Annotated in this window: 13 protein-coding genes; 7 read left to right on the top strand and 6 right to left on the bottom strand. The window is 43.9% G+C overall.

All coding sequences use genetic code 11. The features are described 5' to 3' along the window. Window positions 1–80: 80 nt before the first annotated feature. Window positions 81–1,340 (bottom strand): 6-phosphofructokinase, encoded by a 1,260-nt coding sequence (locus tag GA004_RS02070; RefSeq protein ID WP_283395631.1) that lies wholly within the window; start codon window positions 1,338–1,340, stop codon window positions 81–83. A 190-nt stretch (window positions 1,341–1,530) separates the two neighbouring features. Between GA004_RS02070 and GA004_RS02065 the strand changes: the two genes are divergently transcribed. Together GA004_RS02065 and GA004_RS02060 are read left to right on the top strand one after the other, a co-directional pair. Next, window positions 1,531–3,042, top strand: coding sequence for a glycine--tRNA ligase (locus tag GA004_RS02065; protein ID WP_283395630.1), 1,512 nt, complete (start codon window positions 1,531–1,533; stop codon window positions 3,040–3,042). Between the two features lie 147 nt (window positions 3,043–3,189). Next, window positions 3,190–6,426, top strand: coding sequence for a DEAD/DEAH box helicase (locus GA004_RS02060; RefSeq protein ID WP_283395629.1), 3,237 nt, complete (start codon window positions 3,190–3,192; stop codon window positions 6,424–6,426). A 69-nt stretch (window positions 6,427–6,495) separates the two neighbouring features. Here GA004_RS02060 and GA004_RS02055 read toward each other — a convergent pair whose 3' ends face one another. Beyond that, window positions 6,496–9,315, bottom strand: coding sequence for a M16 family metallopeptidase (locus GA004_RS02055; protein ID WP_283395628.1), 2,820 nt, complete (start codon window positions 9,313–9,315; stop codon window positions 6,496–6,498). 557 nt (window positions 9,316–9,872) lie between these two features. Here GA004_RS02055 and gmd point away from each other — a divergent pair. From gmd to GA004_RS02040, 3 genes are all read left to right on the top strand, one after another. Beyond that, window positions 9,873–10,886, top strand: coding sequence for a GDP-mannose 4,6-dehydratase (gmd, locus tag GA004_RS02050; RefSeq protein ID WP_283395627.1), 1,014 nt, complete (start codon window positions 9,873–9,875; stop codon window positions 10,884–10,886). 108 nt (window positions 10,887–10,994) lie between these two features. Further along, the gene (locus tag GA004_RS02045; RefSeq protein ID WP_283395626.1) at window positions 10,995–11,945 is read left to right on the top strand and encodes a GDP-L-fucose synthase family protein; all 951 of its coding nucleotides are present in this window, start codon (window positions 10,995–10,997) and stop codon (window positions 11,943–11,945) included. A gap of 88 nt (window positions 11,946–12,033) precedes the next feature. After that, window positions 12,034–13,059 carry a GDP-mannose 4,6-dehydratase gene (locus GA004_RS02040; protein ID WP_283395625.1) on the top strand — a complete coding sequence of 342 codons (1,026 nt, stop codon included), beginning with the start codon at window positions 12,034–12,036 and terminating at the stop codon, window positions 13,057–13,059. Window positions 13,060–13,381: 322 nt separating this feature from the next. On the opposite strand, the gene GA004_RS02035 is transcribed toward GA004_RS02040, so the two are convergent. Continuing rightward, window positions 13,382–14,638 carry a glycosyltransferase family 2 protein gene (locus GA004_RS02035; protein ID WP_283395624.1) on the bottom strand — a complete coding sequence of 419 codons (1,257 nt, stop codon included), beginning with the start codon at window positions 14,636–14,638 and terminating at the stop codon, window positions 13,382–13,384. Window positions 14,639–15,362: 724 nt separating this feature from the next. Here GA004_RS02035 and GA004_RS02030 point away from each other — a divergent pair. Further along, window positions 15,363–17,432, top strand: coding sequence for a glycosyltransferase (locus tag GA004_RS02030; protein WP_283395623.1), 2,070 nt, complete (start codon window positions 15,363–15,365; stop codon window positions 17,430–17,432). Between the two features lie 1,061 nt (window positions 17,433–18,493). Continuing rightward, window positions 18,494–19,198, top strand: a complete 705-nt coding sequence (locus tag GA004_RS02025) for a hypothetical protein (protein ID WP_283395622.1) — start codon at window positions 18,494–18,496, stop codon at window positions 19,196–19,198. A gap of 991 nt (window positions 19,199–20,189) precedes the next feature. On the opposite strand, the gene GA004_RS02020 is transcribed toward GA004_RS02025, so the two are convergent. The 3 genes from GA004_RS02020 to GA004_RS02015 form a co-directional block, all read right to left on the bottom strand. Next, window positions 20,190–20,339 carry a hypothetical protein gene (locus GA004_RS02020; RefSeq protein ID WP_283395621.1) on the bottom strand — a complete coding sequence of 50 codons (150 nt, stop codon included), beginning with the start codon at window positions 20,337–20,339 and terminating at the stop codon, window positions 20,190–20,192. Between the two features lie 108 nt (window positions 20,340–20,447). Continuing rightward, window positions 20,448–20,693, bottom strand: a complete 246-nt coding sequence (locus GA004_RS18070; RefSeq protein WP_425492917.1) for a GDP-mannose 4,6-dehydratase — start codon at window positions 20,691–20,693, stop codon at window positions 20,448–20,450. A 339-nt stretch (window positions 20,694–21,032) separates the two neighbouring features. After that, window positions 21,033–25,874, bottom strand: a complete 4,842-nt coding sequence (locus GA004_RS02015) for a glycosyltransferase (protein ID WP_283395620.1) — start codon at window positions 25,872–25,874, stop codon at window positions 21,033–21,035. Between the last annotated feature and the right edge of the window lie 79 nt (window positions 25,875–25,953).

Below are 25,953 nucleotides of genomic sequence, written 5' to 3'. Positions count from 1 at the left end.
GAGAGCAAGAGAATCCCTGCCAACTCCGTCAATCGGGTTCGCATCAATAAAGTGCAACAAGGCAACTAGAGCCGGGTGTGCTACAGCGCGTAACCTGCCAACTGCTTGTCGACCTTGAGCCGCTTTAGCTTGGAGAATACCGGAAGACCGTTATCAAAGGGCGACTCAACCTCACCTTGGATGAGTGGAAGGGCATACTTTATAAATGGATAATTCATACTCACGCCATCGTCATTGATCCAGTCATCAGGAATCCGCTTGGTTCCTTCGGAAACTTCACTCAAATCCGCTAGCCCTGTCTCGCACGCATAGGTGTCCGAATCAGTTCGCTGCAAGGTAATCATCTTTCCAGATTCCTCTTTCTCGACTGCTGCCAAAATCGCATCCCTGCCAGCCTGGTAGGCCTCATCGACATCGGTTTTGGAAGCGCAATGTGCTGCCGCCCTTTGAGCAATGCCTAGTTTGCAGGAGCGAGCACTCACGCTAAGGCTCCGTTCAACGAGCCCCTTCAGGTACTCTCCTGAACCTCCGAGCTGAACGTTTCCAAAGGCATCTATGCTAGAAGATCCAACCGAAACATAGTTCCCGTCCGTATCGACTAGGCCTTCGCCAACCACGATTACGCAGTATTTTTCGCGCTGAAGAACCCGCTGTACATCTTCGATAAACTTTTCAGGGGCGAACGGCACTTCGGGCAGGTAGATCAGATGCGGAGGGTCATGCGGGTGGTCCCGTCGCTTGCAGAGAGCGGCTCCAGCGGCGATCCAGCCAGAATTACGGCCCATAACTTCTAAAATGGAAACGTAGTCTCCCTGCCCTAGAGCCTCGTTGTCCGACGCCATTTCACGAACGGTCGTCGCAACGTACTTAATGACACTACCGTAACCCGGCGTATGGTCGGTACGAGTGATATCGTTATCGATCGTTTTGGGAATACCAATCACGCGAAGCTCGTGTCCTTGCTCGGCGGCAGCCGCATTAAGCTTCGCCGCAGTGGCCATCGAATCATTGTCTCCGATGTAAAAGAAATAACGGATGTTGTGGGCCTTGAACACTTCGATTGCCCGATCGTAGTCCGCTTGCTTTTTGAACTGAAAACGGCTCGTCCCCAATGCGGCGCCGGGGGAGACACGGAGCCCGCGAATGGCTTGCTGCGACTCCGAGGCTAAATCCACGAAATCCTCGTTTAAAATGCCAAGCACTCCATTGAGGCTGCCGTAGATCTCTTCGATGCACTCATAATTGAGTGCTTCTTCGATCACGCCTGCGAGCGTTGCATTGATTGCGGCTGTCGGTCCACCCGACTGCCCGACGAGGCAATTTCCTTCTAGTTCGGCCATGGTGTAAATATTTTTGAAAGTTCTACGGTAGCTGGAGAGTCAAAGATCAACCAAACTCACTTGGCAACCAAATTTCAGATCTCATTTGCAGGGCTTTGCTATCCATTCCCTAATTTCCGTTCGCAAGCCCTTGAACTCGGATTCGCAAAGCTTGACCCGAGCAATTGAACCTTCCATTTAAACACGTCTTATGGCCAAAGCCCAAGCATCAAAAAACGCCCAAATGGACGCAATTGTCGCTCTCTGCAAACGACGCGGATTCATCTTCCAGTCTTCGGAAATCTACGGAGGCTACAACGGCTTCTTCGACTTTGGCCCACTCGGCGTTGAACTTAAGCAGAACATTAAAGATGCCTGGTGGCAGGACATGGTCCACCGGCGCGACGACATCGAAGGCCTGGATTCCTCGATCATTATGTCGCCAAAAATCTGGGAGGCGTCTGGCCATGTCGGCGGATTCTCGGATCCCATGGTAGACTGCAAAGTCTCGAAAATGCGCTACCGGGCAGATCAGCTTTTCTTTTCTCCCGTCGTCGTCGATGGCGAGAACATTGGCTACGTCTCCGTTATTGAGGATGGATATATGGAAGCCACCGCTCAGGCCGCAGCCGAAAAAATGAAGCGTAAGCAGGGTGTTCAAGGCGAACTGGCCCCTATCGAGCTGAAAGACTACACCGAAGCGGATCCTTCTCAATATGAGCTAATCCCTTCCCCGGCAACAGGGGAGCCAGGCTCCCTTACTCCGCCGCGCGACTTCAACCTCATGTTTGAAACCAAGGTCGGGGCCTTGAGTGACTCGACCGCGATTGCCTACCTTCGTCCCGAAACCGCCCAGGGAATCTTTGCAAACTACAAGAACGTCGTCGATACCGGCCGGGTCAAAATCCCCTTTGGAATTGCCCAAATCGGGAAAGCGTTTCGCAACGAGATCACCCCGCGAAACTTCATTTTCCGCTCCCGAGAATTCGAGCAAATGGAGATGGAGTACTTCATCGCACCAGAAGCGGATTGGAAGTCTGCTCACCGAGAATGGATTGACTGGTGTAAGAACTGGCTCGTTTCTGTGGGCTTGCCTGAGGAAATGTTGGGCGAGGACGTTCATCCCCAAGAAAAGCTCTCCCACTACTCTCGTGGAACCACCGACATCACCTTTCGATTCCCGTTCGGAGAGCAAGAGCTATGGGGTATCGCCTGTCGTGGCAACTTCGACCTTACCCAGCACCAGGAATATTCGGGTAAGTCCATGGAGATCTTCGACGAAGCGGCTAAGGCAAAATACATCCCACATGTCGTCGAACCTTCTCTCGGTGTCGATCGCGTTCTCCTCGCAATTCTTACCGCAGCCTATACCGAAGATGAAATCGGCGGGGAGAGGCGCTCGCTGATGAAGTTCCACCCGCGAGTGGCTCCCTATAAAATTGCGGTCCTCCCCCTTCTTAAAAATAAACCCGAGCTCGTAGATAGGGCGAGAACGCTATATGGCAAATTACAGCGGAAATTCAACGCATTCTGGGACGCATCCGGCGCCATCGGTAGACGCTATCGTCGTATGGATGAAATCGGTACACCATGGTGTGTTACGATCGACTTCGACACGGTGGAAAAGGACGGCACCGTCACTTTGAGAGATCGCGACACAACAGAACAGAAACGCGTTACCGAGGAAGAACTGCTCGCTTTTCTGGATGAGCAGCTCTTTTGAGGAGACACTGGCAAGGCGTTCATCACCGTAGCCATGACTCCAAATCAATGATAACCGCTTCAGTCGAGGCTAGGGACCTTCCCCGAGTCACTACCATCTAGCAATTTCCTATTGCAACCGCATTTCGCGGCACTACTTTTTTGGGGGATGGGCGGCTCAAGCCAGTTCGCCTGCCAAGGTATGGGGAAAACGCTAAAGGAATGGAAAACCGAAATCGAAGCCGAGCAGGATCGAAAACTCTCGAAAAACGAGAATGATCTCCTCGAGAACCTGACCGACATCCTGGATCGGCTTGATTGGAAAGACGCCCTAAACGCAAAGGATCTTTCCCTACTCGAAAATCAAATCCTTACGATTGAGAGAAACCAACAGAGTCCTCTCACGGATGGACTCTGGGAAGAACAGCCTGAGGATGAGTATTCGCTCTGGCAGTACATCGCTCTGATTTTTGATGATCGTGAAATTCCTTTGCCAAAATTTCTCGAACCACAAACCCAATTGGATGAAATCCGTGAAAACATTCAGTTACGGAAGCACCAAAAAGAAACTCGGCTCTGGAAGAACCGCCTTGGCAATCTTTCCCAAAGGCGGGATTTTAGCCCCACAGGTAATCTCGAACTTCGCCTCAAACTCCAAGGACGATCACTCAAGTGGGAAGCTCGTACCGTTGGATTCCCTGACTATTCTCCTTTGTCCGCCAAGGAACTCACTCAATGGCTGGCCAAAGACTTTGGCTTTCTCGATCGCTTCGGGCCCGCCAGCCTCCCGCTGTGCGCATTGTTTCAAGACTATTTCCGCTCGACTCAACGGGCACGCATAGATTTGGACAAAGCCGAAGACTGTTCTTTTCTCAATGCCCTTCTCCATAGATCGGATACGAAAGGCCATGTTGTAGGGAAGGAAGGCTCACCTCTCAACATTAGCGATGAGCGATTAAAGTGGATAGGGTCCGAGCACGGTCCTGGCGCCAATGGAAACTACAAATTGGAGCTCGTATTCGAAGGTGGCCGCCCAGCGCCCTTTCCGCTTACCTACCTACCAGGTCAAACCGCGTTGTATCTCCACGCAGAATTCCTGTATCTAGGACCCAACTTACTGCAGGCTGAAGCGGACCCAAATAAGCCATTTGAGATACCGCAAGAAGCTATCGAGAGCTCTGAAGGACTTCTATTTCTCCGCAATCAAGGTCTTGCTTTACCAGAACAACTTAAAGGCAAAATCGTCACCGTCCCTCTCCAACCTCGAATTTATTGTTCCGTTCTTGATTCGAAGGAAATAAAGGACAAACAGCGATCCCTGAAAGTCTCCATCGCCGCCGTTTCGCGCGATCACAGTCATTGGTTTATTTTAACCGATCAAGGTTGGGCGCCTTCCCCGAATCTCGAAACAGACGAGGAATCCGAGATTCCGGACGGAGGATCTCTATTTGAATACCCTGACGCCTCACCCTACCTGGCCCAACTTCACGAATACGACCTTTCGGAGGTCGAACAAGGACTTTGGACCCGCCCCATAGACTACGATTTCCCCAATACCTTCACTCTTTGGATACAAGGTATTCCAAGCGAACTACAGATCATCGCTGACGATGAGCTAGATTCGCTCGTAGACAAGAAACCTGCCGGGCGATACGCTCTTCGAATTGACCCAAATGCTAATCAGGATTGGTTCAATATTCACCTAGAGCCCGAGTTACTCGATACAACCCTCACCGAAAACGAGCACCAGCTCCTGCTCAAGGCCAAAGGTGACTACGTGCATCTGCCAGGCAAGGGTTGGAAACGCTTCGAGCCAACCGTCGCCCTGAGGCAAAAGGAACTGCTTCTTCAGCTGGGCTTGACGGATAGTGAGTCCGCAGGAGATACACACTCCTTTCACGCCACGCAATTGGCTGAAGTACCGCTCGAGGATGCCGTAGCAGATAACTTGGCCAAGAGCATTCGGAAACGAGCCAGGGAGGTAAGCACTCGAACGCCTGCCAATATCCCCAAAGGGATCGCCACCCAGCTTCGCCCTTATCAAGAGGATGGGTTCCGTTTTCTCGCATTTCTTTCACAAAATCGATTCGGCGGTATACTCGCAGATGACATGGGTCTGGGAAAGACTCTGCAAGCCCTCACCTGGCTTACGTGGCTTAAACTCCATCGTTCGGCAGAAGAGTCGTTCAAGTGTCTAGTAATCTGTCCCAAATCCGTAATGCATGTTTGGATGCAAGAGGTCGCACGCCATTCGCAGCTACTCACGATTTCCACCTTCGACCCAAGCTCCATGACCGCGGTCAATTGGTCCGAAAAAGGAACGGACATCCTGGTCGCCAACTACTCTCAACTTCGAATAAATCGAAGCTTTTTCACTGAGCTAAACTGGACGGTCGCCATATTGGACGAGGGTCAGTACATCAAGAATCCGCAATCTCAAACAGCGAAGACTGCCTACGCCCTACAATCTGAATACCGTATCGTCATCACAGGTACACCGGTTGAAAATCGAATTTTGGATTTGTGGAGCCTATTTGCATTTGCCATGCCTGGCCTCCTCGGAAGTCAGACCACTTTTAAGCGGCAGTACAAAGAGAACGATCCAAACTCTCCGAAACGGCTCTTCGAACGCGTACGACACTTCATGTTGCGCCGCAGTAAACTACAAGTAGCGCCCGATTTACCGGATCGTATTGAAGAAACGCTGTCCTGTGAAATGGAAGGTGATCAAATGGACCTCTACAATGCTGAGCTAAAAGGGGTTCAAGAAAGTTTGCGCTCTATCAGCACAAAAGCGGAGTTTGACAAAGAAAGATTCAACATTCTTTCCTCTCTCCTACGACTCCGACAGATTTGCTGTCATCCTCGACTCGTCGATCCTGCTTATGCGGGCATGAACAGCGCTAAATTAGAAGCTTTGCTAGATCTCGTTTCAGAACTTGAGGGCGAGGGGCACAAGGTACTTATATTCAGCCAATTCGTCGAGATGCTCGAAATCATCCGGACCGAGCTCCAAGATCGCGATTGCAAATACCTAATGCTGACGGGAAAAACTCGAAATCGCGAAGAGCTGGTCAATCAGTTTCAAGAGGACGAGTCGATCACTGCTTTTCTTCTCTCTCTCCGCGCCGCTGGTTCTGGACTAAATTTGACCGCCGCCACCTATGTCATTCTTTACGACCCTTGGTGGAACCCCGCGGTTGAAGCCCAAGCCATAGACCGGACGCACCGGATAGGCCAACAGAACGCTGTCAATGCTTACCGCCTAACCATTAGAGACTCCGTTGAAGACAAGATTCAAAGCCTTCAACTTAAGAAGGAAACCTTAGCCAACGAAGTCGTTCAGGAAGACTCTCTCCATCAGATTCTAAATTTGGAGCGCCTAAAATCGTTCCTTCAAGCGTAGCTTTAACGAGAGAGCGATCCGCCTTCAATCAGCTTGCCTCCTGAGTCGGGTTTGGCTACTTTCAAAGCATCAATTGTGCTTCGGATTCAACTTGGCAACAACCACGTTATCGAAGCTGAAGTACTTCCTTGCGGCTTCCAAAATCCGTTCCGGATCGTACTCCTTTACCTGATTCGGGAAATCGAGGATTTCGGAGAATTCCCGTCCTTCTCTTGCAGCTGAAGTCAAATTTCTTAGCCAGAATCCGTTCTCCTTCAGCCCCGTTTCATATCCACGAAGGTGGATCTCTTGTACTTTCTCCAAATTTTTTATCTTAAAGCCTCTTTCCTGAAGATCGAGAATTTCGTGGATGCCCGCATTTATGAGCAGATCCGCATTCGCTGGATCACAGGAGAAAGCGAACCCTGTGGAATAGCGCTCTGTGGGCTCACGGGTCAGATTAGCGTAGACGCCTACACCATAGGTGCCCCCATTCTCTTCCCGCAGCGATTCACGCATTCGGATATTCAAAAGGTCGCGAACGACACTCATTATGTATCTATTTTCTGGTGACCATTCGGCTTCTCCCGTAAACAATACTCGGACGCTCGTCTTTTCCTCCAAGCCAAAACTGATATCCACATTACGCTTACCTGGCAATGGATCATCTCCTAAGTAACGTCCCCTCTCGTCTCTCCCGGTTGCAGGCAGGGATGCTAGGTAAGTCTTAGCGTAGTGCTTCATTTCCTCCAAATCGAGAGACCCTACGAAAACGAAAGTAAAGTCGCTGAAGTCCTTAAACCGGTTTTTGTAAACCCCGAGCGCAAGGTGCGGATCGATTTCGTTCATCAGCTCTAAGCTCAAGGGTCGATGCCGCGGATGATCACCATACAGTTCTTTTTCAAGAGCATCCTGGAAAACTGATTGGGGCGATTTCTCGCGATTAACAATCATTGCCCGCAACCGCGTTTCGAGTGAGCCGTAGGCTTCCTCATCAAGTCGTGGCTGAGTCGCTTGCAGGTAAAGCAATTTAAAAAAGGCTTCCAAGTCTTTAGGCGACGACGCTCCGCTAAACCCCTCGTACTGATCGGATATGTAGGGCGATACGTTTACGGACTCGCCGGCCAATCGCTTGTCCAACTGGATCGAGTTGAAAGGTCCTACTCCGCTTTCTCCAAGAATCATAGTAGACATGATGGCAGACAAGTACTCGTCATCCATCACGAGACTATGCCCACCCGGACTGTAAGAATTCATGAGAATCTCATCATTCTGAAACTCCGTTCGTTTCAGGATAACGTTTACTCCGTTTGATAGTTCCCACACATAAGTATCCAACTTCTCATCATAGTCCTCTTTGGCAATTTCCCCTGGTTCTGGGATCGTCGCTAATAGCGGTACATCGAGAAACTCATCCTCGTACAGCTCAAGCTCGATTTCGTTCGATGCTTTGATCGTCGCAACCAGCTCTGACTCACTAGGTAATTCAAGTCCCTCCTTTTCTGGTCCACTAAAAAGGGCTACCCGATTCTCCTTCTGGGCAAATCCCTCCCCGATCGCGTTCACTTCCGCGAGATTAATATCAGCGAGAAAAGCCTCGGTCATTTCCAGCTCCATCTCTATACCAGGAATAGGCTCATCGACAGTAAAGGCCCGCGTGTATTCTCTGGCGTAGCTATCCGAATCCGTCTTGTCCCGCTCCTCGTACGCGTTTTCCAGCGATCTCAGAACGTCCGCTTTCACTCGTTCAAGCTCGCTACTGGTGAATCCATCTCGTACCGCCCGGTTGGTCTCGCCAATCAGTGCATTCAGCCCTTCTTGATACCGGTTGCCTAAGAAAACAACCGACTGCTGCAGTGCTTCCTTCTCACGAGCGATGCGACTACTTCCGGCATTCGCTTGGATGAACGGAGGATTTGGCTCACGTGACCTCTCGTCTAATCGACGGTTGAGCATCCCAAAATAAAGGCGTTCTATAATCATGTGACGGTAGTCCGCTGCGCTGCTGTCGGGGCCGACCGGCTGCTTGGTCAGCATGCGAAACGAGGCGATTGTCAACTCGGGGTCCGTTTCGATTGAGAAAAGCGTCTCCTCATGGACTGGTACCTCCGTCGGTGTTCGCTCTGGAGCGTTTTCCGGGTTCTCTAAGGAACTAAACGTATCGATGATCTTTTGCTCGATGTCGTTCTTGTCGATATCCCCTACGACAATGACTCCCATTAGATTCGGCCGGTACCAATCGTTGTAAAACTCTTCAAACCGCTCTCTTGGCGCATTTCCCACGACAATCATCGAACCGATCGGGTTTCGATCCGCATAGCTTGACTTGAAGTAAATGAATGGGCGCTGCCGCTCACTCAATCGCTCGCCGACACCCTGTCTGGAACGCCATTCCTCTAGGATTACGCCTCGCTCCTTTTCAATTTCAAGCGGATCTAGCGTCAGCCCGTCCGCCCAATCTTCAAGTATTTCAAACCCCGTCGAAAGCAAACTCGGATTGTCCGTCGGGAGCTGCAGCATATAAACCGTCTCATTGTAAGATGTGTACGCGTTGACGTGCGAACCGAATCGCATGCCGGCACGTTCCATAAAGTCGACAATTTCACTCTTGGCAAATCGCCGCGTACCATTGAACGCCATATGCTCGAGGAAGTGTGCCAAGCCTCGCTGACTCTGATTCTCCTGCAGGGAACCCGCATTGACGACCAATCTTAAAAAGACACGGCCTTCAGGCTTTTTGTTCTCCCGGACATAGTACTTCAGCCCATTCTCGAGCTGCCCTACAATGATGCTCTTGTCGACAGGAAGCGGGTCGTCCAGAGTCCAGCTCTTTTCCTGAGCCAGTCCAAAGTTCCAAACGTTAAGACCAAGCGCTATCGCGAATATCCGATAATTCCAAAAGTGGGTCATATAGAAAATTGTGTTTTGCTTTGAAAACGGCCGGATCGGAATTCCTACTGCAATTTTTCCAACCGGATCGACAACCATGCCACTGCCGATGAACAAGGCAAGCCTCAGCTAGAACATCACACTAGTAATTAGCATGTAGGCAGTATGCCGATACCTATTGAGAGGCCTTCATAACAAAGCTCCTACCTTTGAGGCAATCAACTCGTGGGAAATCACACCTTACTGGAACTGAATGGGGCCCAAAAGCTCCGCAGCTACATGGGTCTGACTCGAGCAGAACCAGATCGACGACTGACCACTAACTTCGACCTAGCGATAGTCTAGTGCTAGAACCGATGGATAATGGACTGTTTACATCAGCTCACCCTGTCCATCCCAACGCTTTACCGCCTTTGCAGAGCAATGAATTTCAACCCGCTTATATCAGACTTCACAGAAGTTAAGCCAAGGCTAGCAACAAAGGGGAGCTCCGGCCTTTAAAGAAATGCCATAAAATCTCTTTACTCGTTTTTATCCTTGTTAAGGTCTAGAGCATTGGCTCCTCTGAGAATCAATCTATGAAAAAAGCGCTCATAACTGGAATTACTGGACAGGACGGCTCATATTTAGCGGAGCTTCTTCTCACTAAAGGCTATGAAGTGCATGGCGTCATTCGAAGAGCTTCCACTTTCAACACAGATCGTATTGACCACCTCTATCAGGATCCACACATCAATGGCGTAAAGCTCTTTCTCCACTACGGGGATCTCGCCGATTCTGTGCAAATGGTGAAGCTCCTCTACGAACTGCAGCCCAATGAGATTTACAATCTGGGTGCCCAAAGCCATGTAAGGGTTTCGTTCGACGTTCCTGAATATACCGGTGATGTTGTTGGTGTTGGAGCCGTCCGAATATTAGAGGCAATAAGAGAGGCTAAACTCGTCGATAAAGTCCGTTTTTACCAAGCCTCTTCATCCGAGATGTTCGGCAAAGTGCAAGAAGTCCCACAAACCGAGAAGACTCCCTTCTGGCCAAGATCTCCTTACGGATGTGCAAAAATGTACGCCCATTGGCTCACGGTCAATTATCGCGAGTCCTACAATCTCTTCGCTTGCAGCGGCATACTATTCAACCACGAATCTCCTAGACGTGGCGAAACGTTCGTGACCCGGAAAATCACCAGAGCCGCCACCCGTATTAAGCTAGGCCTCCAGAAAAAATTATATCTGGGCAATCTAGACGCTCAACGTGACTGGGGCTACGCCAAAGAATACGTCGAAATGATGTGGCTCATGCTTCAGCAAGACAATCCCGACGACTACGTTATCGCGACCAACGAGACTCATTCGGTCAAGGAATTCGTCATCGAAACCTTCAATCATCTCGATCTTGATTGGGAAAAGTATGTGGAATACGATGACCGCTACGAAAGACCCGCAGAGGTGGATCTTCTAATCGGGGACCCCGCTAAAGCAAAAAAGCAACTCGGGTGGGAGCCCAAGGTGAAATTCAAAGAGCTCGTCAAGATCATGGTCGACGCAGACCTTAAACTTGCGAGTGACGAGGCGAAAATAAAGATTGCTCTAGCATAACCACTAAAAACGACTGATTCCCTATTCGGTTTCTTAAAATTTTCTGAGTCAGCCGAACTGCTATAAGAATAGAACTATATAGCTATTTTCATTCGGTATTAAAATCCCATGAACTTAAGTTCCAAAATATACGTCGCAGGCCACAAAGGAATGGCTGGCTCTGGGGTTCTCCGTCACTTGAAATCTATCGGATACGAAAATCTCATAACGCGCGATCGCTCAGAGTTGAATCTAACTAATCAGGCTGCGGTCGAGACTTTCTTCGCCAACGAGAAACCCGAAGTTGTAATTATGGCCGCTGCAAAAGTTGGAGGTATCTATGCTAATAACATATATCCTGCTTCGTTCCTCTATGAAAATCTAGCAATCGCTACAAATACAGTGAACGCGGCATCTATTTCGGGCACGGAAAGATTTCTTTTTCTAGGGAGTTCATGCATCTACCCCAAATTCGCTTCCCAGCCAATCAAAGAAAGCTCACTTCTTACGGATATGCTTGAACCGACCAACGAGGCCTACGCCATAGCAAAAATTGCAGGTCTCAAACTCTGCGAGTATTACCGGAAGCAATACGGTGTCCTGTTTCATTCTTTGATGCCCACCAACCTCTACGGCCAAGGGGACAACTACCATCCTGAGAACTCCCATCTCTTGCCAGCACTGATAGGAAGATTCCACGAAGCGACGGTGGCTAACAGGGAGTCCGTCACTATTTGGGGGACGGGAACTCCACGTAGGGAACTGATGAATGTAGATGACCTCGCCGAAGCGATCACCCATGTGCTAAGCCTCGAAGATCCACCCGATCTTATAAACGCGGGAACCGGCGTTGACCATAGCATCATGGAGATCGCTGAAATCGTAAAAAGAGTCGTGGGCTTTGAAGGCGAAATTAAAACGGATCCAAGCAAACCCGATGGGACTCCTCGTAAACTGCTTGACGTCAGTCTGTTGAAAAAGCACGGATGGTCATCCGGAATCCCTCTCGAAAAAGGCATCGCCGATACTTATGAATGGTATCTTCAAGAGCGAGAATCTGGGAATTTGAGATCTGTATAGGGGAGCACATCCGCTTAATGACTACCATACACTGCCTTTTTTTTCGGCCATTGGCCCTTTCCATTTGGTTTGCTTCAGAAAATAAAAAGTGAGCAAAAAAGTACTGATAACCGGCATCGCAGGACAAGACGGCTACTTCCTCGCAAAACTCCTCCTGAACAAGGGCTGCAGGGTCCATGGGCTGTTCCGGGAAAAACCATCAAATGGAATCGGCAGTCTCGCCCATCTCGAGGAGAGTCAACGATCGCAACTCGTATTGTACGAATCGAACATCTCAAACAAAGGATTTATCGACGGGCTTGTAGCCGAAAACCAGTTCGACGATATCTATCACCTCGCAGCTCAGAGCTCGGTCGCGAGAAGTATCCAACACCCTCTGGAAACGATCGAGACCAACGTTCTCGGTCTAACCAATATCGCGACCTCCATACGGGACAGATCCCCTCAAACAAGACTCCTTTTTACCGGTAGTTCCGAAATGTTCGGCGACATCACCTCTGGAAAACAATCCGAGACCACCCCTGCCCAACCCCAAAGTCCCTACGGCCTGACCAAGGAATTCGGCTACCAGCTTGTGAGAACCTACCGAAAGCATTACGGCCTCTGGGCCGCGACCACAATTCTGTTCAACCACGAAAGCGAATTTCGAGGCGAGCAGTTTGTAACCAAGAAAATCGTACGCTCGGTCGTACGAATCGCGGCGGGTTTCGACGAAGTCCTTTCTCTCGGCAATATCTACGCGGAACGAGATTGGGGGTATGCAGGTGACTATATGGATGGCGTCATACGCGTAATGGAACGAAACGAGCCCGACGACTATGTATTCGCCACCGGAAAGCTACACTCCGTTAAGGATTTTGTGAGTGCGACTTTTAAGCACGTAGGGATCGACCTCGACTGGTCTGGCGACGGCCTTGACGAAATCGCTCGAAACCGCTCTTCCCAAAATCTAGTCGTCAAAATCGACAAGCACTTCTACCGCCCGGGAGATATAAAAGGAACCTGTGGCGACGCCTCGAAAGCAAAGTTACTGCTCGGCTGGGAGCCTCGGACGAATCTCAGCACCATCATATCAAAGATGATTTCCCATGAGCAGGATAAGACGTCCCCATGAGCACTAACCTCTCGAATTCAGCCGTTCGATTCCAACAAATCCCTGACAACTTGATCGCAAGATGAGGGTCGTCTCCACTATAATCATACTTCATTGACCTGAAAGGTCGGGAAAATATTGGGATAAACAAAAAGTGTGGCCGACTCGCTTGCTACGGCAACCAATACTACAAACTCTTCAGGCAGTGAAGGCGATACAAAGACTTTCATCCCTTCTAAACCAAGCTGAGTTCTGGCGCTGATTCACCAATCAGCTCAAAGGTCTTTTGCTCAAATCTACGAGCAGGGACCCAATTGCATTCAGTGGCGGTCTATTAGTATGTTCATCCGATCGCTTGAGTAAGCCTTCGGACAAGATACTTTACCATCCCAGCAATCGTTTCCCTTTTCAACCTCAGTGCAGAAAACTCATTATTGGTGTTAACGCTCGAGGGTATCCAAGAAAAGAGTTCCATCAACAATAGAGGGAGAGCTCTTCGCAAACGAGCATTTTTCGCCACATTCCACCTCATATTCCGGTAGATGTGAAAACAAAAGAAAGGCGATTGCTCTCCACTTGTACCAGAACGATGATGCCTTACCACGCTCTTTGGTTCGTACATGATTTTCCATCCTGCTTTGCGCATTCGCCAGCTCAAGTCCGTGTCTTCATAGTAAGCGAAAAATTTTGGATCAAATCCACCCAGTTCTTCGAATAAGTCTCTTCGAATCATAACTGAACAGCCACTAAAGGCTGTAACCTCACGAGGAATATCGTATTGGCCGCTATCAATTTTATAAATACCCTCTTCACGGCATGTCCCGTCATCTTCGAGTTCAGAACCCGCACTGTTGATTATATCGAACGTGGCACGTTTCTCTAACCCAAACACGTGTTGCACACAATCTATGGGTATCGACATCTTGTCTTCGCCGATTTCTATGGATGCCGTTTCGCCCACGGTTTCATGTGGCGTGGAAACAATAAGCTCCTGACTTTCGGTAGTCTCGCGAGGAAAACATGGAATACAAACGTTCGCTATTTCGCTTGTCCAGCGCCATTCAAAGTTACCCTCAATCTCCTTACCGTGAAATCCTTCTAAATTGAGCAGACCGGTTGACTCATCCCAACGCGGACTAAAACGAACCCTGACGCCCAAACTTCTGCTATCAGACGACAAATCTGTATCCGATGGCTTAAACGTAGGAACACTGATTCTTAGACGAGTGTATCTAGGATAGAACACAATCTTTGAGACAACGGCTCCGACAGAAACATTCGATATCATTTTCGAGAAGAGACATTCCAGCCAATTCTTTTCAACTACAGTGTCGTTGTTTAGAAAAACAACCCAATCTCCAACGGAAGCACTTACACCTAAATTGCATCCTGCCGAGAACCCAAGGTTTTCCTTTCGATTCAGGACTTTGATTCGAATTCCATCGTGGCTCTCTGGCAATTCTAAATGACCCCCATTATCAACCACTATCAGCTCAAAATTAGAGAATGTCTGATCCGATAAGGAATCTAGCAACCTATTCCAAAAGTGCTGACCATTGAAGTCGACCACTATGATTGATACTAATGGTTCTTTATTCAAATTCCCTAAGTTTCTTCACAATTACGAATGACTCAAATCAGTAGGATGACATTCTAAAGTAGATTCATAAGCGTGACCGTATCTGAACGGTACGATCAATCGCCCTAGTTTTTGTTTTGGACTAATTGTAGAAACAAAACCGAAGGTAAACAATTCAGCAAGCGAGAACTCTGAGATATTTTCCCAAAGCGAAACATAAAATACCGCCTGATTTTTAGCAAAGCAATTTAACTACGCATTTAAGAGTATGAATTCAAATGGATCCTAAACGGCCATCATTTCCTAGTTATTCGAGGAGCTTGATCTATATCCCCCCCACCAAAACGTTACCAAAGCACCTATCTTAGAGCGAATTTCCAACCTTAGTTTTCTTTCGTCGGAAACGTTTATTACCTGCACATCGACAATAAACCTGATCACCTTACACTTCCCCGCATATACTGTTACACCAGATAAAACGCGAAGGCGTTTCCAATCGGATTCTACAACAATTCAATCTGATTTTTTAGGCCAAACATTAAAGAATTCTTGTAACCTAGCATCCATCAATATCAAAAGCAAAATCCTTACGCCCAACGAACCCGACTACTAGTTCTCCTTTTTTTGGTTGCCGAACTCAACTTGTTCGACTTCGCTTGAATCGATTCGTCCTGATACAACTTTCCTAAACAGTGCCTATTTGACGATTCCCTTTCCATGAAATTATTTATCAATTTCCGTTTCTATGCACGCAATAAAAGCCTATCCAGATATTCTGATTCCTATTTATAATGCAAACGACTATCTTGTCTTATGTCTTCATTCTATCCTGCAATATACCCCCAAGATTGTCCGTGTTATTTTGGTTGATGACGCTAGTACTGATCCGGAAATAGAAAAAACTATTGAAGAATTCAGGTCAACGTGGAAAAATCTTGTTACCATTTCTAACAAAAAAAATCTCGGCTACACAAAATCCGTTAACCAAATTCTCCAAAAAGCGAATAACCATACTATTATATTAAACTCAGATGTTGAAGTGTCTGATAATTGGTATAAAAACTTAATCAACTGTATGTCCTCTTGCGAGAACGTAGCTACCATCACCCCTTTTTTTGATAATTCAGGTGCTTTTTCTTTCCCATCAATAACGGATCGCTCTTACGTCGACGACCCTCATGAACGAAATATTAGGCAACACTATCTCGATAAGCTAAAACTCGAGAAATACCCAACCATTCCAACGGGTCACGGAAGTTGCATGCTTATAACAATGCAAGCAATCGCACAAGTTAACTGTTTTGATGAAATTCGTTTTCCTGTTGGCTATGGTTCAGAGGTAGATTTCTGTCAAAAATTATCAAAACTTGGATTATTCCATTACCTAGACTACAAAACAATAATATATCATCGGGATGCTGGTTCTCATGGAGTTGATAAACCTGATTTATTGTTAGTTTCGAATAAAATAATTAGTGATCTATATCCATCATATTTTCAAAAAGTTGACCTTTTTAGCAGAGATGGTATTATTGATCTTATTAGAAATAGCTTCAATAAACAGCGTTCCTTTATTAATATCAACGATTCAGGTTCCGATGAAGAAAAACCCTCGATTTTAATAGTTATCCCAGACAGCAAGGGGGGTATACAAATGACTACCCATTTTTTATCAAAACATTTAGCAATACATTTTAATTGCTATATTCTAATGACAGAAATTCACCATTGGAATCTCTATCGATTAGATGAAAATGATAGGGTATTTATTAAGAGCGTGATTTTTCAGACCCCTTGGAGAGTCGAAAATTTTGATCACACGGAAAGGCAATTTGCCCTCAAGGATATTATAGGCCTGATTACACCATCTATCTGCCTAGTTAGGCATTTCATTTATTGGAACCCTAGTCTTCTAAAATTGCTATATGATTATGGGATTAGCACATATTTTTCCGTGCACGACTATTATATAATATGCCCGAAATACACTCTAATAAATGAATCAACAGAATTTTGCTGCGGCAAATGTAATTCATTAACGGAAGATTGCAAAACAGAAAATAATATCATCTTACATTCTCCACTAAAAAAGGTTTTTGTGTCCGTTTGGAGGCAAAAGGTTAAAGAATCTTTTACATATATTAAAGGTTTCATATTTAATAGTATTTATTGTAAGAATTTGATTGATTCGATTTATCCCGAATTAAGAGAAAAACCCAACACAGTGATTAATAATGGGACTGATTTGCAAAAGGAAAAACCGCTTTGTTTCAATGAGCGACTAGTGAACAACGTCGTTATTTTGGGGAATATCAATATAGATAAAGGTCTTGATCTTATTGAAGAAATTATTCTTAGAAATCACGAAATTAGTACAAATTTCGTCTTTCATATTTTTGGCGGTTTTCCAGATGTTAATCCAAAGACTCTACCTAACACCCATATTCACGGATCATATGAAAGACTTGAGTTGTCTAAAATCTATAGAAATTTAAGGCCCCTAGTTACCTTATTACCATCAATTTGGGCAGAGACCTATAGCAACGTGTATTCTGAATCATTGTTGTGCGGAACACCCATATTGCACAGCCGCTTGGGTGAACCCTATCTACGTTCTAGAAAAGATAATTGTAGCTGGACTGTCGAACAGTTCGACGCTAAAACTTGGTTAGATAAACTTATTGAAATTCGTTCCTGTCCTGGAGATTATGAAATAAAGATTAAAAATATTTTGTCTCTTAATTTCAAATCGGATTTTTCTATGGCAGATGATTATTTGAACTTTATTATGAGTAAAACAACAAAACCAAGTTAGTGCCTGATCCAGAAATTTAGATTTCTCTCGTAACGGACGTCAGAACTTAAATACCGTGTAAGCAATAGCTGAATATTCCTAGAGCGACTAGAGGGTATATTGGATGCAAGTGTTTTCTCAGCCTAAAAGTCTGCTTTACTCAAACTAATAACACAGACCAACAACGTGCTTAGCTGCTTTTTGCAAAGTTTCTTGTTGTAGGCTTAGAGCACGTCTGGATGTCAATGAAACCATCGGAAATCGAATTTGCCCCCACATTTCAAGTTCCGATGCATTATTGAAACTTTGCTATGGGAATTTTCTAATCAAATATTTGGATGAGCTTTAGATTCTAGGCAACGCAACATTGCATTCCCCACCTCTCCGACACTGTCATAAAATAATTCTCCACCCTGCTTATCTTTTAGAGTACAGGAAACCCAATCAATTGAATCGTTATAATGGCCATTCCCTTTCCAACCAATGCTAGGGAATCTCCTCCATTTCCCTAAGACCTTTATCGAAGTTTTCGTAATCGTGGTATCGATAGTTATGGTGTATTGGTCTACTTTCTGTTCGACCGCGATCAAATTTCTTAAAGTCCGTAACGGTGACATCCCTATCGTTAAACACATCCCTTTTACACAAACCCTGTGAAGGTTGGTGGCGATCGAAAATTGGGAATAGGCATGATAGCAACTGAGACAATTTTTGTCTATTACTCTATCCTGACGAACGAAAGCCTCTTCCTTCAAATGTTCATACTTGTTAGCAAACTACCCTCGGAAATACCGATTGTCGGTACAAAAGGGCCATATTTCCCTGGTACAATCTCGACTAATCAAATTAGACTTACACAATTTTCAACTCTTTCGTGGAAGTTAAAACTATCGACGGTATAGTGTAATGGGACGGAAGTCTTCCTAAAATAGGGTCTGAAGAGATCGCTTATGTTTTGACAGACCGCTGAACATAACGCTTTAATCTTCACCACAATAAACCATTCTCAAATTGCGAATTTCAATTTTATCTAAGATTTTCGCCTACGAATATATTTTTAATTTCATTACCCAGAACTATTTATGTTAAGCCATACCATTGATACTACAGAATTTGAATTTTTAGATTTTGGATGCAGCTCCGGTGGATCTTTGAAACTCTACGGTAAGACCTTTAACGCTGAGGGCAAAGGACTTGGTTTAGATATAGATCCCAACAAGGTTGAACAGACAATCAAATCTGGTTTTAATGCGAAAGTATGCGATATAACGAATATCGATATCAGTTCAAAAGTTCGGTTTACGATAATGCACCATTTCTCAGAACACATTCCCAGTATATTCGACTTTACAAAAATTGTCCAGCAAGCCGTAAAAGTCTCACGAGAATTTGTAATAATTAGGCAGCCTTTTTTTGACGCAGATCCATACCTTTTTCAAAATGGATTTAAATTTTACTGGTCAAATTGGAAGGGCCATCCAAATCATATGACTATGTTAGAGTTTACAAACCTACTTAATCCGCTTTGTTTAAAAGGTAAAATTTCGTCATTTTCTATTTACGGGATTGGTCCCGTCCGGTCAAGCGACAGTAATCTAATTCACAATATTGACTCACCAGTAGACCAGCACCATTGGAGTCACAAAAAACATAGCAAGAAATTATCATTAATGTTCGACCAACCAGTATACGCTGAAACCTTTGTTTTGATCGATATTGATGGTGAATCCACAAAAGCCGTATCTGATACTTTCAATTTAGATAAGAGGTTTTACAAGTCTTATTAGTTAATTAAATTCTCGATTTTTTTATGCCCGAAGTAAACAATCTTTGGATCGGTATCATCCAAAGTTACGGGAGTCCACTACGGCAGCCTCAAGAAAAATCTCGCCAGATTCGTATGGTACATCAATCGATAAGATCTTTAAAATCTAATAGTAGATAGCAGTGCTTTGATGTGACCAACAATCAATTTGTAAAGAATCCAACTATTTTTGCTATTCGGAAAAGCTAGATTATAGATTGTTGCTCTGAGTGTCTAAGGTCAAAGCAGCTAAATTCTAAGCACAAGAATCCATCGGATGAACCAGGTTAGCCCAGAATTTTTGAACGACTGGAGCCTAGTAACTTTGGTAGTTGTTCGAGCAGTGAGGGACTATCTCAAGTTAAAAGAAACGCCTAGACGGTATTAAGAGGAATTTCTTTACGTAATTTTGTTTATGATACGATAAAGACAATCAATTTGAGGACGTTCAGTTTCAACAAATACTCTTCCAATGAAACCGTCGTCAAACATGTACCTGTAGGCTGGATTAAAATTAAAAAACTGAGTCTATTCAAGTAAATTTTTAATAGAAACAAAGATATAAGCCATTCTCTAACCTGACAAGTTTGTGCCTTTGCTAGAAATATGAATCTATCCATAACTATTCAAACAGGAGATTTGAATCTCTAATAGTGATTCCTCGCTGATGGTTAGTTTAGGTTTAGTATTCGCTTCGGATAAAGGGACGCAACCTAGTTCCAAGACTTCCTGCTAGTACTACAACTTTCATATTGTAGTCATTTTTAGTCCTTATAAAGATTGTGTTTAGAATAATCCAAATTGGATTTACACCATTTAATAGTACCTAACAGCCCTTTATTTAAATTATATTAAGGTAAACAATCAATATATTCCAATATTCTACTGTTAACGCAATAAAGGCACTCAACTTCACCATTAGTCGGTCGGCCAGGTAAAGGGTCTACTTCAAAGCTGATATCTCTTCCAACTAACTAAACGATTTTCTTAAGTAAATCACCCATAATAATTTCTCCCCTCATGCCGATATTTGTCGCACTTCCCACTAATGAGTCATATTCTATACCAAAAAAAGAGCCTTCAGCAGGACCTTCTACGAAAGCTAAATCACGTATTGGGCTCATATTCCCAATTTTGATAGCTTTTACGCCAGATTGAAATTGAGATATAATCGTCGGAATAAAGGTCCGTGCTGGTTGTCGTGAAGCAAAGGTATTAAATAGACGGATAACTCAAACTGGAAAATCGACTGGACAAAAATAGCTTAGTGCATTCTGTTTAACTGCGATTTTAGTTGATGAATAGGGTGACTGGGTGCCTAAAGGGTTCTCCTCGTTAATTGGGATCAACTGAGCTGTCCCATTGGTCTCACATGTCGAGGTCACAACTATTCGAACGATCCCATGTATTCGCGAATTTTCAGAAATGTTATATATGCTAGCTATATTCGTCCTGGTGTGGTTTGACGAGAAATCCAGGAATAAGGGATTCTTTTCAACGCAGCTATTAGAATAAACGTGTCGCAGCCATCCAATGCATAATCACAGAATCAAAATCGCATATATCAACCCTAAGAACGACTAAATCATTCTTGACTTCACTTTTATGAAGAAATTCCCTTCTATTAAAATTATAGTAGTATACAAACGCCCGAGCTTGATAGCTTTTAAAAACGCAAGGTTCAGCTTAATGTGAGCCAATGAATCCTCCTACACCGGTTTTAAATATTTTTTTTATAGTCTGGTCGGTTCACAATTGATTCCTGAAATGAAATGTTTCATAAACGCAGCCCGAAGCCATGACTACTGCTCTCTAGTTCATTTATTTATAGTCCTTGGATTTCTAGTTATTTTTTCGAAAAAGGCTATTTCAGACCATGCAGATTCTTCTATTGTAAAACGTTTAGCAGTCTTTATACCTTCTTCTCGATAGTCTGATAGTTTAGATCGATCCTTTAACAATGAATTTATATTGTCGATTATCTCATTTTCACTTCCCTCATTTGTATCTACAATTGCTGCGTTTACTCGACTGATCGCATATTCGTAAACGCCCCCTGACTTGGGTAAAACTGGAACGCATCCGCAAGCCATGGCTTCGAGCCCAGTACGACCAAAAGCTTGGTAGACTGAAAGATCTAAAAAAATGTGACTCTTTCTAAGAATTTTACTAACTCCTTCCCGGGTAATGTGTCCGTAATTAGAATAATCGAAATTTCGATGACAATTTTTAAAAAACGGATCCTCCTCATCACACCCAAATATAAGTATGTTAATAAATTCAGGGTTGCTATTCTTTACCTTACTTAACACCTTCATTGTCATTTCTGCATTTCGTCGTGGTGTTTTGGGCCTAATCATCGCGCATATGTTAATTGTTTTATTTTTAGAATCTTGTTTTGATCTCGCACAATAATAAATATTATGATCAACACTAGGTTTAATCTTGTGAACTTTGACGTTATGCTTCTTCATCAATGTATCACAGAGCCACTTTGTTTTTGCAAAGCAGTTATTTGGAGAAACCAAATTGTAGGAATTTAGTGCTTCGTTGTATAATTCGCTCTTTTTGTCAACAATCCAAGGTTCATAATCTTGTATATAGTAGGCAGGTATTATATTAGAATAACGATCTATTATTTCTGAAAGTAATTTAACTGAAGTAAAGATAGTAGCTACAACAACGTTAAAATTACACGCGTAAGAGAATAATTCGTTTTTCGAATCATAGAAATGAAAGACCTCTCGCCATTCGTTCGGATAGGCCAATTGGTACTTAACTTTATGTTTTAATGGAACAGCAATTCTAGCGTATCTACCGAGCTTTCTGATACCAATAGTTTCTTGAACTATAGAGTGAACACCGCCACCACCACCACTTACAGGCAAGAGGAATAGAACTCTTAATTTAGTATTTATGAAACCATTGTCGAAAGAATCTTCCTCAAAATTTATTGAAAACCGTACTGCTTTTCGCATATTGCCCAAAGTACGTGATTCGCGGAGAGTCTTTACTGCGGAATCAATACTCTCTTTTCCGTGTAGCTCTTTTAGCTTTTCTCCACCTTCTTTTGCCAGCCGCCTCCTACCTTCATGTGTAAAACTTTTGGATTTTGCGTGAAATATATAAGTATCGTCTGCGATAGCAAGTTGATACCCAGCCGCGACTGCTCTAAAGCAATAGTCATTTTCCTCCCCGTATCCTTGTGGAAACGACTCTTCATCAAAGAAACCAATGCTTTCAATAACTCGCCGTTTAATTGCGAAACAGAAACCATTCAACAAAGCAACTTTTGGATACTCTCTTTTGGAAATATTTGATACCAATCTACCCATTTCTTCAATTTTCATATTAGATGGGATTTCGTTAACCATCCAATCACCTTCCGGGCTATAGCGTTCTGGTATCGATTGCCAACTTGCAGCGTTGGATAGTGGTCCGATGATTCCAATACTAGTATCTCTTTCTCCACACTGTATTAACTTACTACCCCAATTTGGGGTTACAATGGTATCACTATTTAATAAAATAACATAATCAGCAGTGCTAGCTCTTAATCCAATGTTAGCTGACTTTGTATAGCCAATTGGTTTTTCATTTGTAATTAGAATAGTCTGTGTGTTTTGCCTACTATATTTTTGAAGGTACTTCTGTGTATCAATGTCGGAACCGTCATCTACTATATATAAGAAATAATTTAAATGTGTATGTTTCTTAATCGACTCTAAACAATTTTTCACGTCTTCAAGGGCATTGTGCACGCAAACAACGATATCGAGTTTCATCATACTAGTGTCTATGCAATAGTCATTAATAGGTACTAGGCTTATTTTTCCATACTCATTTATATAATTTATACTAGTAGAATGTATATTTTCTTTGAGAAGTTCCTGTATAGATTGAAGAGAAAGATTTTGACAAGAAACTATTTTGAGATAATTTTCTTTCAAATTATCTATGTAATCATTTGGATTTTGCGATTCAAAACTTTTGAAAAACTTACTGATTGCTATGTAAATGAATTGACTATATTTCTTCCAATTGGAATTGGCTAGTTTTTCAATTTCGTCTAATAATTTTTTGCAATATTCCTTTTGAATAGTAACAAATTGCTCTAAATTTATTGAAAAATTACGCAAAAACTCTGAATGGAGATTTTGTCTTTTTATTTGAAATTCTAATCTATTTTTAATTCTATTAGAAGTTTCCAAATCGTGTAACTGTTTCAGTTTAAATTCATCGATTCTAAGTTTAAAATAGTCTTCTTGGTTAGAATACCTCTCTCCAATTTCAATAACTTTTTCTCTTTCTATTGCTAAGGTCTTTTCAATGCCTTCAATCTTTATGAGGGTATTCATTTTTTCGGCTTCGTTTGCCGCATTTATCGCAGTGAGTTTATTGATACGTTCTTTATATATAAACTCTCTTTCAGTCGCCTCTTTTATAGTATCTTTTGCATTTTGTTCGACTAGATCTAGGTTAATTCTAAACAAGTCGAGCTCCCCTTTTATCAGTTTTATTTGACCCTCCTTCTCCCCCAACTTGCCCTTGAGTGATTCAAGTTCCTTTCCGCTGAGTGCCTCAATTTCATTAACTTTTTCTCTTTCTATTGCTAAGATCTTTTCAATGTCTTCAATCTTTCTGAGGGTATGCATTTTTTCGGCTTCGTTTGCCGCATTTATCGCAGTTAGTTTATTGATACGTTCTTTATATATAAACTCTCTTTCAGTCGCCTCTTTTATAGTATCTTTTGCATTTTGTTCGACTAGATCTAGGTTAATTCTAAACAAGTCGAGCTCCCCTTTTATCAGTTTTCTTTGACCCTCCTTCTCCCCCAACTTGCCCTTGAGCGATTCAAGTTCCTTTTCGCTGAGTGCCTCAATTTCAATAACCTTTTCTCTTTCTATTGCTAAGATCTTTTCAATGTCTTCAATCCTTTTGAGGGATTGCATTTTTTCGGCTTCGTTTGCCGCATTTATCGCAGTTAGTTTATTGATACGTTCTTTATATATAAACTCTCTTTCAGTCGCCTCTTTTATCAGTTTTCTTTGACCCTCCTTCTCCCCCAACTTGCCCTTGAGCAATTCTAGTTCCTTTTCGAAAACCTGCTTCATTTCAATCCTGGCTTTCGATTCCTTTTCGCCGAGCGCCTTGAATTCACGCTTGAGGGCCCCATGGTCCCTACGTGACTGGTCGAGTTCACCTTTTATCAGTTTCCGTTGAACCTCCTTCTCCCCCAACTTGCCCTTGAGCAATTCTAGTTCCTTTTCGAACACCTGCTTCATTTCAATCCTGGCTTTCGATTCCTTTTCGCCGAGCGCCTTGAATTCACGCTTGAGGGCCCCATGGTCCCTACGTGACTGGTCGAGTTCACCTTTTATCAGTTTCCGTTGAACCTCCTTCTCCCCCAACTTGCCCTTGAGCGATTCAAGTTCCTTTCCGAAAACCTGCTTCATTTCAATCCTGGCTTTCGATTCCTTTTCGCCGAGCGCCTTGAATTCACGCTTGAGGGCCCCATGGTCCCTACGTGACTGGTCGAGCTCACCTTTTATCAGTTCCCGTTGAACCTCCTTCTCCCCCAACTTGCCCTTGAGCGATTCAAGTTCCTTTCCGAAAACCTGCTTCATTTCAATCCTGGCTTTCGATTCCTTTTCGCCGAGCGCCTTGAATTCACGCTTGAGGGCCCCATGGTCCCTACGTGACTGGTCGAGTTCACCTTTTATCAGTTTCCTTTGGCTTTCCTTTTTGGTTAACTCGATTTTCAGAGAGGCTATCCTATCATTGGATTGCACAATTATAGACTTCTGATTTTTGTTCAAATACTCAGACAACTCATACTCTTGTTGCTGAAGGGATTCTTCGTATTGTAGTAGATTCTTTACCGTTGCCGTTGAAACCTCTGGGAGCTTTTTGTGATGAAGTATTTTCTCACTTTTGATCTCCCTAAAGAGACGCGTTTGTTGTCGTGTCAGGAAAAGTGGCAGATCCTTATCTGAAAATTTTTGCCTATATAAATCTTTTTGAATAAAAGACGAAAGTTCTCTCTTCGAAGGCATTCTTAGATTCGGAACTCCAAATTCATTAAGCTGATTATATAATTTTGAAGTTTCAGCTATCGGATCGATCATCAAATTTCTATGAGATATGATGATTCGAGGCTTGCCTATAGAAGCTTGAAATGCGGTCGAATTATATTTTTCCCATAATGCAATTCCGGTACTATTTGGAATCTTGTTTCTTTTGTATAAGCTTTGTGCTACTTCGATCGGGTTTCTATAAATATGAATAACTATCGGAATTTCTAACTGATCTTTCCACAGCTCAAAGAGGAGACAAAGTCTTGGTTCCTTTAAAAACCAAGGCCTATGGCCATCCATTTCTAGAATGATCTTTGCAGACCGAGTTTTAAACGATTTTTTGACGGATGCGCTAAGTTTGTCTACTTCAAAGGCACTAATCCGATTCCAATCACAATCTGCAGAATTCAAAATGTCATCGTTTAGCTCGCGCACATCTCGTCTTTCCCAAAATCCCTTGGGATTCTCCTCGTTGGCACCGGTACCACTACCTTCATCACCAAAATAGGCACCCATCATATTCAATATGCGACCTAAAGCTGACGTGCCCGATCGATGCATTCCAAGGACAATTAACTGCATTTATATTATTTGATTAGTCTTTAAGATTGTACGATTGAGGAATTGCTTAGTTACTAACTACCTTGATCAGACTATCTTG

Source organism: Candidatus Pelagisphaera phototrophica (genome assembly GCF_014529625.1).
In the GTDB taxonomy this organism is placed as follows: domain Bacteria; phylum Verrucomicrobiota; class Verrucomicrobiia; order Opitutales; family Opitutaceae; genus Pelagisphaera; species Pelagisphaera phototrophica.
Note: the sequence above shows the minus strand (reverse complement) of the source record. Positions and strands in the feature narration are given on the sequence as shown.